12 protein-coding genes are annotated in these 13,436 nt (G+C 46.8%); all 12 read right to left on the bottom strand.

The window, feature by feature from the left end:
• Positions 1 to 25 precede the first annotated feature (25 nt).
• The gene (gene pelG / locus HP567_RS05835; RefSeq protein WP_173610721.1) at positions 26 to 1,426 is read right to left on the bottom strand and encodes an exopolysaccharide Pel transporter PelG; all 1,401 of its coding nucleotides are present in this window, start codon (positions 1,424 to 1,426) and stop codon (positions 26 to 28) included.
• Positions 1,427 to 1,431: 5 nt separating this feature from the next.
• Positions 1,432 to 2,838, bottom strand: a complete 1,407-nt coding sequence (gene pelF / locus HP567_RS05830) for a GT4 family glycosyltransferase PelF (RefSeq protein WP_173610722.1) — start codon at positions 2,836 to 2,838, stop codon at positions 1,432 to 1,434.
• Positions 2,839 to 2,841: 3 nt separating this feature from the next.
• Positions 2,842 to 4,665, bottom strand: a complete 1,824-nt coding sequence (locus HP567_RS05825; protein WP_173610723.1) for a DUF2194 domain-containing protein — start codon at positions 4,663 to 4,665, stop codon at positions 2,842 to 2,844.
• 80 nt (positions 4,666 to 4,745) lie between these two features.
• Complete coding sequence (locus HP567_RS05820) at positions 4,746 to 5,720, bottom strand: hypothetical protein (RefSeq protein ID WP_173610724.1); 975 nt, start codon at positions 5,718 to 5,720, stop codon at positions 4,746 to 4,748.
• A complete protein-coding gene (locus HP567_RS05815; RefSeq protein ID WP_173610725.1) occupies positions 5,713 to 7,917 on the bottom strand; it encodes an NAD-dependent epimerase/dehydratase family protein in 2,205 nt (734 codons plus the stop codon). The genes HP567_RS05820 and HP567_RS05815 overlap by 8 nt, the downstream gene beginning before the upstream one ends.
• Positions 7,914 to 8,333, bottom strand: coding sequence for a response regulator (locus tag HP567_RS05810; protein WP_173610726.1), 420 nt, complete (start codon positions 8,331 to 8,333; stop codon positions 7,914 to 7,916). Before HP567_RS05810 ends, HP567_RS05815 begins: the two co-directional genes overlap by 4 nt.
• Positions 8,334 to 8,649: 316 nt before the next feature.
• Positions 8,650 to 9,021 carry a response regulator gene (locus HP567_RS05805; protein WP_173610727.1) on the bottom strand — a complete coding sequence of 124 codons (372 nt, stop codon included), beginning with the start codon at positions 9,019 to 9,021 and terminating at the stop codon, positions 8,650 to 8,652.
• Between the two features lie 250 nt (positions 9,022 to 9,271).
• Positions 9,272 to 9,604, bottom strand: coding sequence for a hypothetical protein (locus HP567_RS05800; protein ID WP_173610728.1), 333 nt, complete (start codon positions 9,602 to 9,604; stop codon positions 9,272 to 9,274).
• Positions 9,605 to 9,644: 40 nt separating this feature from the next.
• The gene (ggt, locus tag HP567_RS05795; protein ID WP_173610729.1) at positions 9,645 to 11,255 is read right to left on the bottom strand and encodes a gamma-glutamyltransferase; all 1,611 of its coding nucleotides are present in this window, start codon (positions 11,253 to 11,255) and stop codon (positions 9,645 to 9,647) included.
• 323 nt (positions 11,256 to 11,578) lie between these two features.
• Positions 11,579 to 12,109 (bottom strand): chromate transporter, encoded by a 531-nt coding sequence (locus tag HP567_RS05790; protein ID WP_173610730.1) that lies wholly within the window; start codon positions 12,107 to 12,109, stop codon positions 11,579 to 11,581.
• Positions 12,106 to 12,687 (bottom strand): chromate transporter, encoded by a 582-nt coding sequence (locus tag HP567_RS05785; protein WP_048030999.1) that lies wholly within the window; start codon positions 12,685 to 12,687, stop codon positions 12,106 to 12,108. The genes HP567_RS05790 and HP567_RS05785 overlap by 4 nt, the downstream gene beginning before the upstream one ends.
• Before the next feature lie 78 nt (positions 12,688 to 12,765).
• Positions 12,766 to 13,242 carry an Lrp/AsnC family transcriptional regulator gene (locus HP567_RS05780; protein ID WP_173610731.1) on the bottom strand — a complete coding sequence of 159 codons (477 nt, stop codon included), beginning with the start codon at positions 13,240 to 13,242 and terminating at the stop codon, positions 12,766 to 12,768.
• Positions 13,243 to 13,436 lie beyond the last annotated feature (194 nt).

Here is a 13,436-nt window from a genome sequence, read left to right as displayed (position 1 = left end):
TCCTCCCCAATCCATCAGTCCCCATCTATTCCATTCGCTTTCCTTTGACAAAGAGCGGCTGTAGGCAATAGGTGTAATAATCGATATTTTTCAAGTAATAGATCAGCCTGCCGAGACCGGCTACCAGACCAAGAAACGAAGCAATAAAAAATGAAAAACCGTAGTTCTGAAGGGGCAGCATCGCTATGGTGATGACAACCGTACTGATGAGAAATAAGGTCGTCACCGCAAGCGCTCCCTTCCGATCGTCAAAATAAAGCAGCATCAGCACGATCACAAACATAACAGCGTACAGGTATCCCGCGATAACCAGGATGTTGTACCGCTCCATCTGTTCGGACGTAAAACCGATGTGCGGAAGCAGCGTAATTCCCAGAGCCAATGCAACAAAGGAAAAGAACAGCTGCACTTCCATCATGAAGCTGAGTTCTTGCATCAATGTTTGGACCATGTCAGTTTTTGCCCGCTTGATATCCTGCACCGAGCCTGTGCCCAATATCGTCCCGTAATACGCTCGATACTTCTCATAAAAAGCGGTCTCTACAGATACAACAAACATGACCATCGTAGGTAATATGCTCAAGGAAGCGTAGAAAGCAGGCACGTCATAAAACGGCGCAATCACGTAAGTATCCGCCACAACTTCTTGAAGCGGACTCCCCAGCCAGTAAATAAAATGGTGCACATAAAAGCCGAGAGAGCAAAAGAGACCAACGCCCAGCAGACTTGGGTATTTTTTCACGTACTTCACGAAATCAAAGTAGTTCCTCTCCCGCTTGGGGAAATAGCTCTCCAGATGAATCATCGACAGAACGATCATGATAAAAAAGCCAAGATCCAAAGAAATCAGCATTGCGATTCCTTTTTCCAATTCAGTCAGATTCACCAGCAAAAACGCAGCCAGAAGCGTAACGACAACAGCCGCCAAATACCCGCGAATAATTCGCATATAATCCTTTAATGCGGACAAATAGGCGGATTGCAGCCATACGACGATCAGTTCCACAAAAAGAAGGTAGGCTACGAGCTTAAAGCCAGACGGCAAAGGAGCCAGCCAATAAAATGCACCGCCGAGAATTCCCCCCAAGCCCAGGCAAACAGCCATAACTCCGTACAAAGAAGCAATGATGTCGTTATACTCGCGCAAGTAAATTTTGTCTGCAATATAGCGAGAAATGACCATGGAAAAACCGCAGGTAACCAACAGTGAAAACACAAACGCATAAACAACAGCTGCTAAAAAAGACATCCTCTCCAAATAGCTGACATTCAATTGAAGAAGGACCTGCTGTAGCACCGTGATCATGACCATACAAATCAGCATCGGTCCGACTGTGACCAGCGAAGAAAATGCATACGCCTTCACACTGGACAAATACCCTTTATTCCGAAACATTTTCTTCAGTTCAAAGCCAATGCCCGCCATGTTTCTTACACCTCGTATTTCCGATACATATTGCGATATCCCGCCAAGAAGTTCTCATGTGTGTAAATATCCGATACTCTTTGGAAACCGCATCTGCCCATACGCCGTCTCAATGGCTCGTTTTGACACAACGTAATGATCGCTTGGGCAATTTGGGTAAAATGCATGACGGGTACCGTTATCCCTGCGTTGCCATAGTTGTCACCATTGCCGTACAACAATTCCCGACAGCTTCCCACATCCGTTGTGACGAAGGGCTTTCTGCATGCCATTCCTTCCAAAATAACGAGCGGTTGGCCTTCACTAATGCTGGTCAAAACAAGCATGTCCATTTTTCCGAGATACTCTTTTACATTGACCGCACCCGTAAACGTAACATCCTCCAGCTGCAGGCTGTCGACCAATTGCAGGCATTCTGTGTAGTACTCCTCATCTTCATCCGTCGGGCCCATGATAACAAAGCGTGCGTGTGGTACTTGCTCTTTGACGAGTCCGAAGCTATGCAGCATTGTTTTAATATCCTTGATGGGTACCACGCGGACAACAGCACCAATGGTGATTGTGTCGTTCTTTTTTTCCTCCACGATGTCAGCATAATCACTCACTTTTACACCGTTCGGGATCACGGATACTTTGGAAGGATCACACCCTAGCTCGATCTGAATTTCCTTGTTTCGCTCAAACAACGTGATTACCTCATCCGCGTAGGAGTAGGCACATGCAGAAAGATTATGAAAGTAGTCGATCCAAATATCCTTAAAGTGACCCTTGATCCAGTTTGCCTTGATAATTTCTTCTTCCCGCTCGCGGGTATAGATTCCATGCTCCGTCAGCAAAAACGGCTTTGCATGCAGATACTTCCCAAGACTCCCTGCTACACCGCCATATCCCGTGCACACACTGTGATACAAATCCGCTTGCGGCATGCCGTTTTGAATGACCAGGCATAGCGGCAAGACCATCGAACGAATCATCCAGATCATTTCGGTAAAAGGGATTTGCGGATATTTTTGTTCGCAAAGCCGCTGGATAACCTCGAAAAAGTCCTTGCTTGTAAGCAACTCAGCTACGGATGGCACCTTACTCCCCGACAACACGGAAAAAAGAGCACGCCAGTCACCCTTGCTCCCATCAAGCAACGAAAGCAACGCTTGCCGCTCATCCTCAGTAAGACCCAGACGCTTGCCCGGTGCAGCCTCTTCTTTCAGATAGGCATCCAGAAATACCTCTTTGATTTCCACCACATTCGAGGGGAGCTGGTAGACGTATTTTCCCTTGTTTTTCCCTTCTGCTCCAATTGCATAAATGATGAACTCATGCTCTGGCATGCTAGTGATTAAGGAATGAATCCAGCTAGAAACACCCCCCGTGATAAAAGGGTAAGATCCTTCGGCAATCAGACAAATTTTCATCGCTTACTCTTCCAGTCCTATATCAAATTTGGCACTCGTTGCATGCACGAGATAGGCACCTTCCTCTATTTTTTCTACCGTACAATTGACCAAGCTCGTCATTTTTTTGTTTGTCCGCAAGATGTAATACATTTCGCCGGAGAAATTGTTCATGTAGCCTGTTATTTTTTTATCCGTATGCGTGATATACACATCCGTCTGCACATAGCTCTCAAGACTTGCTGCAGCTTCGGAAGCAGTCTGACTACGTAACCATGGATACTGCTGGTAAAGTTCTTCCAGCATGAGTTGAAAGTCTTTTACCAATTCCGGCCACGACTTGTTATTGCTTCGCCCCTTGTCCAACACATCGTCTGGATGAACAAAATGAGAAAAAACACCAATGGATGTGATCGCATTCGTTATGTACCAATCATGAATGTCTGTGCGACTGTATCCGGAGGTAATACGTGGCAGCTCTATCATGCCATCATCAGCCACAGAAAACTCCTGGATGTATTCGTGTGTACTATCTGATTCTGCATACAAGGAGGCAATGACCCTCAGATCAGGGAAGGATTCTTTCAGCGCTCGACGCCCTTCCTCTCCCATCACGTTGGAAGGCGGAACGTACACCTGTATGTCATACGACGAGAAAACCTTCTTGATATAATCGTCCAGGTACGCAAGCGACTCAGCCATGCTTGCTTCATCAGGCCAAGCCTTATACTCGTAATGGCTCGCCGTCGCCTGATCGGCTACCAGCGATTGATGGTTGTATCCATGGATGCCCAATTCGCCACCCAATTTCAACAAATCCCTGCCGTACGTGATCAGATTGTTTGAATCCGTTCCTTCCTCATCAGTGAAGGGCGGGGCAACCCGGTTATTGTAGGTTTTGATAATAGCTCCCGTGTAGGTCACATCGTAATCGGCAGCAAGCTTGATCATGTCCGGCCACCACACATCCCGATAGAAGCTGGGAATATCTTTGTGGTACTCGCGGTAAATACTCGGCTCGATCCCCTGACGAAAAGGGGCCGGAAAATCGTCAATATACATGATTTTCATATTGAAAATGGGGTACATGAAATCTTGATTCAGTGAACTGATGCCACCAGCAATCAGTCCTCTGTTCATTGCAGATTGCATATTCGTCCCGTTATAGACCATGACCTTTCCCTGTCCATACTGTGTCTCCCATAACAGTGGCATATTGTCGGCAGAAACAGCGTGAACCTTCGCTTGCCTATCCAGCTCTACGGGAATCGAGGAATTCACAATGGAATCTGCGCCGATTTTTGCATCTTCTCCTTTGATCAAGAGATTGGATGTCATCTGAATGCCGTTTGTCACGATAGGGTAATTGATGGAATTGATCCCCAGTTTTCGGTATATGCGGTACAAGCTGTCATTGTATTCAGGCATACGTGAAAAGAACACATTTCCACCATTGTGCGCATATTGCATCATCGCATCCAGATTGGCTATCATGCCGAGATTTTCTATGGTGACAATGACCGTCATGTATTGGGGATCGGGCTTCGAGAACTGCTTAACGTCAGCGAGATCGTACTCCTTTTTCATATACCGCAGCACTTGCTCCACATTCCTCGCGATTGCCATGCTGCTCTCATCCTTGGAATCATGCAGAATGAGGAATTTCTCCCTTGCTAGCTTGGCGATTTCCTCCTGACCGATCGCGTTTTGCTTCGGCTCGTCATTCTGTATTTGCGAGCCTCTTGACTTATTATTGCTCACCTGAAGGATGAACTGAGATCGGGTAGCTTCTATGGTGATCCCCAGAATCGCCACAAAGATCAGAATGATGTAGATGTTTTTTTTCACGGGAATATCGCTGGACCTCGACCTGCTCCATTCTCTGTCGTTTTCCCTGTCTCTTTTCCTTCTCATGTTCCTTGTCATTCTCATTTTGTATCGCTCATCTCTGTCAAATTCGGACCTGTTTCCTGTGCAGCAGCGACTTCCCCCCATGTGCTGTCTTGCTCAACATCCTCCAAAGTGCTCCAGTAGCGGATCATCATCAGCGTGGTGTGGGATATTTTAACCGACGAACTTTTTAACCGATTCATTTCAGCCACAAACCCCGCGTAGTCTCTGATCGTAAAGAAGCGCTTTAGCGACATGACATATGGCTGCTCGCTTTCCGGATGATACTCATGAAACAATTGACAGTATTGTGCGGCTGATTCATAGGACTGGTTCATCAGCTCGCAATTGATCTTGTCCACAAAATAGCTTTCTTCTTCCTGATAAATGTCCAATAATGATTCGAGAACAAATGAATACGTGTAGCTGTATTTCACATAAGTGCGTTGATCAATGAGTGAACTGTCCAGATACTTCTTCAATACATCTGCGTAGGCGCGTAAAACTCCAAGATCCTGCTTGTTCTCCTCGTATTTCACTGATAAATCCTGCAGTTGGAGCTGAAGGTTGCGCTGCATTTCCGTTAGAGCGGCTGCCGCGTAGTGAACCGTTTCCGAATCCTCGTTTTGCAAGGCTGTCTCCAATGTACCGATCTGCCAAATGGTCTGCTCTTTCAAGACATCGATCAGCATCTTACGCCGTGTGCCAGTGTCGTTCAAAAACAAAATGTCCTCAACCGGTACGATGTTCATTTCCTTTTCCATGTCCGCTCTTCGGAAAATATTCGATCCCTCAGCTAGTTTCAGCAAATCGCTCTCTAGCATCAGTTCATTCACATTCTTTTTCGATGTTCGTTTGAATGCATCCGTAATCCCCAATAACAGGAGGCCAAAAACGGGAAGAAAGCCAACAACAAGCATTCGCATAATAAGCACCTGCCTGTTCTTGCCCCGGCTTTGTATCCAACTGTAACCAACAGACACCAAGACATGGAGGAGGACTAGATTAAGCATAGGCGCCATCCTTCAGCCAGAAGCGATCCTGGTCTTTTTCCTGCACAATTCTCGATGCAATACCGAGTCTACCAAGCCTATCAATCACGATACGGGCTTCTTGCTCGTTGGAATTGGAGAGAATGATATAGACATCTCCGGCTTCGTCCATTCCCATATAATCTGCTTCGCGAAGAGAACTGGCGATATAGGTAGAAAGGGTATGATGATCCATTTGCGCAGAATCCACTGCCAGGAGGGTAAAGTCAGTGTTCAACTGTTGTTTGGCATCCCTTTTGTTCTTCACCATTGCTGAAAAATAAGCAGGAATCAGGATAGAGGTATCTTCCAGGTAGCGGTCCTTTTGTGTGGAGTTTAAGTATCGGAGAGAACGGGACAAAGCGGATGAGATCAATTGAACGGCGACTTGGAAGAGGTTTTGGGTGTACATTGTAAAATTTTCAAATCCGAGCTGTTGCAATGTGACCACGGCAACCATTTTTCCCTTGTCAAAAATAGGGGCTGCCATAAGAGGCATGTCGTGACGCAGCTCTTTATTCACGATGATCTTCTTCATTGTCATTAATTCAGTAAGATAAGCATGCTCACTCATTTTCAGCGAGCGTGGCAGATCAAAACCCGCTTTATTCGATTTGGCCATCAATCGCAAGAAGGAACCATTTTGATTCATCGTATAAATTGCGATCTCATCGGACTTCATGATTCTTTCCAGTACCTTGACCGATTTCTGCAATACGCGCTCCGGCTCGAGGCTGTCCAACTCTTTGGTGATGCTGTAGATTTTCCCGAAGCTGTCTTCCGAATTGACGATCTGCTGCTGCAATTCTTGCTTTACCATCAGGACATCGTTATAAATGTCTTTTAAAAAATCATATTTGTCTTCCAGGGCTTGCTTTTGCAGCTCCTTGGACAGTACGTCCCTGTTGCGTTTATCGATCGAATAGCCCACAGCAATCCCGATAATAAAATAGACAGCGATATGAAACAGAACATTTGCGTCATACAAAAGCGATACGACATCGCGTCCGTTATGCAGGCTTTCCCCGATAAAAAGTCCACAAGCCAGGATAACAGACAAGAGGGATTGCTTCGTTCCGTAAATGGCGCCAATCAACACGATGTAAATCAGCTTGAGATCAAAGACACCGCTATTAACCGTTCCAACTGTGGCGAAAATCACCAGAAGAAACGCAAGAATGTTCTCTATGTACGGCCTTGCATCCCATGAACGTAGCCAAAGGATCGTTTTCTTCCCTTCGCTCTCTTGCTCTTGTTCTTTCTCTGCGATGCTCTCTTGATACCACTGCGCCGTTTTTTCTAGCCCCTCCGCCAATGTATACATCGGGATCCAATCTAGTCTTCTCTTTGCCCGCGTATTGTCCAAAACCGACTTTTCTACGTCTCCTGGGCGTTTTTCCCTTCGCACTATTCCCTGGAGCTGCTGGTTCTCCCCAAGAATGTCAATCAGCTCATTAATGCTGCTTTCCTGATTGGTAGACAAATTCATCACACTGGTATCATCCGTGGTAACGGAACGAAAAATGGCGTCAGCTACATCCTCTACATAAATAAAATCTCTCGTTTGGCTGCCATCCCCGTGCAAAACAATTTCTTTTCCATGGTTGATCTGAGTTAAAAAAGTAGAGATGACGCCGCCTTCCCCTACTGCACTCTGTCTGGGGCCATACACATTCGCCAGGCGAAAGGCTACCGTTCGCAAGCCGTACATTTCCGTCCATTTGCGGCAATACATTTCACCGATGTGCTTGTTTATTCCATAAACAGACACCGGATCACACGCTGAATCTTCGTGTAACGGTGTATTTTCACTCATGCCGTAAACGGCGGCTGATGACGCAAAAATAAATTTGGACACGCCATATTTGCTCGATAGCTTCAGCATATTCACGAGTCCAAGAATGTTCGTATTCGTATCCAGCAAAGGGTCTTCCATGGATGCAGCAACACTGACTTGGGCCGCTAAATGTATAACGACATCGAACCTGTTGCTTTTAAATACTTCATCACATTTTTTATCCGCTACATCCAGCTCGTATGCCTTATGCGGAAATGTGACGTTCCTCTGATTGCCTGAGCTGAGATTGTCGAGGATGAAAACTTTATACCCTTCCTTATAAAATCTCTCCGCGACAAAAGAACCAATGAACCCATAACCACCTGTGATCAAAACTTTCATACTAACACCTCAGCTATTTGTTTCACCTGTCTATCCCCACGACGAACATCTACCCCTGTTCCCAGCAATTTTTGCACAGCCCATTCGATGCGCTCCAGCTGCAGTGGCTTCGCTATGAAATCCCGCGCACCTGCCTGAAGCGCCTTTATGACGGTATCGTGCCTAGACACTGCTGAGCAAATAATGATCTTGGCATCCTTGTCCAACTCCATGATTTTGCGTGAAGCAGTCAAACCGTTCATGCCGGGCATGGTAATATCCATCGTAACGAGTGATGGTTTGTACAAGCAGTAATTTCTCACAGCCTCCTCTCCCGAAGCAGCTTCCGCAACAACGTGGAGTCCTAACGTCTCAAATATGTTGCGCAACACATGTCTCGTAAACGCCGTATCATCAACAATCAGAATGCTATTCATCCAAAAACGCTGTCTCCCATCCTATCCATCTATCTCTTTCGGACTATTTTATTATAGTAATATATTCCCATTACCAATACCAACCAAAACTATTGCCTCTTACTCTTCGTTTTCATAGGCACAAAGCCCCTCTATCCGCAGATTTCCCCATTCTACTAGGATCATCTCAACAATTTCTGAACAAGAGAAAAAGAAGAGCAGGGACAGTTACCTATACGGCAGCTTATCTCTGTTCTTCACTGCTTGGCCTCATTGATCAAAAGCTGTCCCTGAACCTACTGCAAACTCGGGAACTGCTCCATATCCCCCATCGCATTCACCTGGAATCTGTTTTCAGCAAATGTTGCACAGCCCATTCAATTCTCTCGAACTGCAAGGGTTTTGCGATAAAATCACGCGCACCTGCCTGGATCGCTTTGATGACAGTATCGCGTCGTGTAACTGCGGAGCATATAATGATCTTCGCATTCTTATCCAGCTCCATGATTTTTCGGGAGGCAACCAAACCGTTCATGCCCGGCATCGTAATATCCATCATGACGAGTGACGGTCGATACAAACAATAATTTCTAACAGCCTCCTCCCCTGAATCAGCTTCTGCAACTACCTCAACACCTAATTTCTCAAACATGTTACGCAGCACAAGTCTCGTAAACGCTGTATCATCAACAATTAAAATGCTATTCATTCAAAATGTTTTCTCCCACCTTTTATACCACGACTTTCGAACTACCATAAAGAGGGTTTACTATACGCAAAAACGACGTAATCTGATCATTTTCTACATTCTACCGGGAACATCTAAACAACTTCTGAACAGATGAATATCGTCAAAAGTAGAAAACAGGCACAAATAAAAAGACCGAAGCATCCGCTTCGGCCCAACTCACTCTACTATTTGGTTCTCTTTTCTCTACCAAGCCGCAATACAACTGTCCTTACGTTCTAAGATTGTTCTTTTGTTCCCTTTTACCAAGAAAATCTTTAGCAAGTGCGAGGTACCACGCAACTATTTCCATAAAAGCAAGGATCACAAACCATGCCCATATTTCCCCTTGGGTAAGGCCGTACAACAGGTTATCAATTTCTGTACCAGAACCGCGCGTCAAAGACTGCAAAAAGAATACAATTGGACCGAAAATAGAAAAAAATAGAGTGATCATCGAAAAAAGGGTACGCCGTTTTCGAATTAGATACACAATACTACTAATTGTCGTTATGAGAATAAATATATAATAAACATACCACACCCATGGAGGTAAAGTTTCCATGGTAGCCCTCCTTTCCTTAGTCCAGCCCCAGAATTTTTCCTTACCAAGCCGCAATACTGCTATCCGCGCGCATATCCGTACCACCGCTTAGCACACCATTTTCATCACGCCAAATGATTTGACCACGTCCGAAGTAATTGCCGAGCTGCGCCCATTTGATCGTATGGCCCCTGCGCTCCAAAGCTTGTGCCAAATGCTCCGGGAAATGACGCTCCAGCTCCACCGTTTTGCCTTCCACCCACTGCCAGCGAGGCGCATCGAGCGAAGCTTGCGGATTCAGCTGGAAGTCGATCGTGTTCATGACCACTTGCACATGTCCTTGTGGCTGCATGAAGCCGCCCATTACACCGAATGGCCCCACTGCTTTTCCATCCTTCGTCAAGAAGCCCGGGATTATGGTGTGGAACGTTTTTTTGCCGGGCTCCAAGCAATTGTCATGAGCAGGGTCCAGCGAGAAGGTATGACCGCGGTTTTGCATGGCGATTCCTGTTCCCGGCACAACTACCCCGGAACCAAAGCCCATGTAGTTGCTTTGGATAAAGGAAACCATGTTGCCCTCACCGTCAGCAGTCGCTAAATAGACCGTACCGCTCGTTTTCGGCTGACCCGGCTCTGGCGTCAAGGCTTCATGACCAATCAGTGCACGGCGAGTGGCAGCGTATTCCTCTGACAACAGCGCTTCCTTGGAAACTTTCATTTTGCTCTCTTCCGTGATGTATTTCAATCCATCCACAAATGCCAGCTTCATCGCTTCGATTTGCTTGTGATACGTTTCTGTTGTGTCTTTTGCGTCAAAATCAAAGCCCTTCAGAATGTTCAGGGCCATCAGGCCGATCATCCCTTGCCCATTCGGCGGTATCTCCCACACATCGTAGCCACGGTAGTTGACTCCGATCGGCTTCACCCATTCCGGCTCATAGGCAGCTAGGTCTTCTTTGCGCAAATAGCCGCCGCACTCACGGGAGAACGCGTCGATCTTGTCTGCCAGCTCTCCACGATAGAAGCTCTCTGCATTTGTTTCCGCGATTTGACGCAGCGTCTTCGCATGACCCAGCGACTTCCAGATGGCGCCCGCTTTTGGCACTTTGCCATCTGGCGTAAAGGTGGAGAACCAATGCGCGAACTCTTCCCCTTTGCATTGCTGGGAAAACTTTTTGTGTGCGGCATTCCAATTATGCGACAATGTGGGCGATACAGGATAGCCATTCTCCGCATAATCAATCGCTGGCTGCAAAACCTCTGTCAGCGGAAGGCGTCCGAAACGCTTGGACAAAGCTGCCCACGCAGCAGGTGCGCCCGGTACCGTGACAGGTGTCCAGCCGTAGGTCGGCATTTCTTCCAGACCTTTTGCTTTTAGTATCTCGATGGAGATTCCTTGTGGAGCAGGCCCGCTTGCATTCAGTCCATGCAGCTCGTCTTTGATCCACACGAGGGCAAATGCGTCTCCCCCGATGCCGTTCGAAGTCGGTTCTACTACAGTCAGGCACGCAGCCGTTGCAATCGCCGCATCCACCGCATTTCCGCCCTTTTTCAATATATCGAGGCCAGCTTGTGCCGCCAGTGGCTGCGAGGTCGCCACCATGCCGTTCTTGGCAAAAGTCGTCACACGCTTCGATGCGTATGGGTATTCCATTGCGTCGTAATTAACCATGGTTTTTGCCTCCTAAATCGTTCGTTTAGCCGATAAGAAAGACCAATTGATAAGCACGGAACGTCCTTTTGGTTTGAGTCAACATAGTGGAGGAGAAGAAAAAGCACAGTTCTCTTCGACTCTGACACGCCAGCAAGGGGGATTCACTGTCCGTCTCCACTTCCAAAAGGGGACCGTCGAGCCAAAGCCACCCTACGGGCGGAGGTTTCTCAGGGAAGACGTGTTCGACAAGCGGGTCCCCTTTTAGAAGTTCCGACTGGGTAGGCGTTGTCAAGGTCTACGAGCCCTGTGCTTTTTCTTCTTACCAGCTTACGTAAACTTTCCTAGCCGATGAAAACAAACCCGTAAGCCATCGCTCCCACGATGACAAAAGCGGGATGGACCTTCCATGTTTCGAGCAGAAGGTAAGAGGCCACTGTCAAAATCCCTGTTTGCATCCAGCCGATTCCCTCTACTGCGCCCATCAGGAATTGATACGTCATCGTTCCGAGCAAGACAGTAACGACTGGCCGTACCGATTGGGTCATCGCTTTTACTTGTGGAGCACTGCGGAATAAATTAATAAAACCCATCAATAAGACCATAGCGATCGCTGTCGGAGCGACCGTTGCAAATAATGCGACTACTGCGCCCGGTACGCCCGCTACCTGATAGCCAATGTATCCAGCGAGCTTGGTCGCGATTGGGCTGGGCAGCGCATTTGCTACCGCAAGCACTTCTCCGAATTCCTGTACACTCATCCACTGGTAATGGTCAACCACTTCATTTTGGATCAAAGGGATGCTCGGTGGTCCTCCCCCGTACCCCAAAATGTTGGAGATGAAAAAGGCCCAAAATAATTGCAGGTAGATCATGCTACTCCCTCCTTGCCGTCCTTGTCCTTGCGCTTGCGGACAGACCAAGTAGAGTAGGCAAATGAAACGGCAAGCGCAATCCCTACTACAATGCCCGGATGCCAATCAAGGAAGAGCAACGCAACGAGTGAAAGGGCGAGGGAAAGACTCACACCTGCTTTGCTGGATGCTCCCTTCCACCCCTTTGAAAGGAATTCCCAAGTAAGGACGCCTGTCATGACTGCGATTACCGGACCGATTGCCTGGATCATGCCGTATACACCCGGCGCATCCTTCCATTGATATATGACTTGCAGCAAACCGATCATCACAAGCACGATTGGCATCACGACTGCGATGTTTGCCACCAATGCACCCTTCCAGCCTTTTACCCGATAGCCGATAAATGCGGCCAGCTTGGTCGCAATGGGCCCTGGAAGAGCGTTGCCGAGCGCCAGATTGTCGGAAAAGTCCTCATCTGTCACCCATTTGTACTTTTTCACACATTCGGTATAAAAGAGGGGAACCATCGTAGGTCCTCCTCCAAATCCAAAGATTCCGATGCGGAAAAAGGCGAGAAATAATTGCCAGTAAATCATAGCTGTACCTCCGTCCTTGCCTAGCTAGCAAAAAAGTTCACCCGATTGCACCAATTGACAGGATACCAGTTGGCCTTGCTAACGGATAAAGTTGTACTTGGACTTCAGTATTTTCAATTCGTTAATCACATTCGTTTTGGAGATGCCCGGAATCTTGTGAAGCTTTTTGAGCAAAAATTGGGATAATTCTTCATTGCTTGTTACGAGAATCTGTGTGAAAAGCTGATATTCACCAGAAGTAAGTACGATGAGCCTGATCTCTACGGTTTCCGTTAACGCAGCAACCACATCGTCCAGCTTTTCCGCATCCACAGCCACTTGAATCATCGCCTGTACGTGAAACCCTGCTTTGACTGGATTAACAATACCGACCAGACTCAGGGCACCTTCGTCCTGTAATTGCTGAACGCGCATGCGGATCGTCTTTTCTGTAACCCCGAGGTCCTTCGCAATCTGAGTAAACGGTAAGCGGGCATTTCCTTGTAAGGCTCGAATGATCCCGTAGTCGATGTCATCTAATTCAGGATAAAGTGATCTTCGGAAAGTTTCCTCCATACAAACACACCTTTATTCGTCTTTTTCAAACAATATTCAACCTTATCACAGCTCAATATTAGAAAATTCGGTCGAATTCCATGATGATTGTTGTTACTATAATACGATTTTCGACACAATGCAATACTTTTACAAAAAATCCCATATTAAAACCTATTCTTACTATAAATAAAGCAAAGAAAAAGAGCCTACTC

Origin of the sequence: Brevibacillus sp. M2.1A (genome assembly GCF_013284355.2) — a bacterium.
In the GTDB taxonomy this organism is placed as follows: Bacteria; Bacillota; Bacilli; order Brevibacillales; family Brevibacillaceae; genus Brevibacillus.
This window is presented reverse-complemented; position numbering and strand designations above follow the sequence as displayed.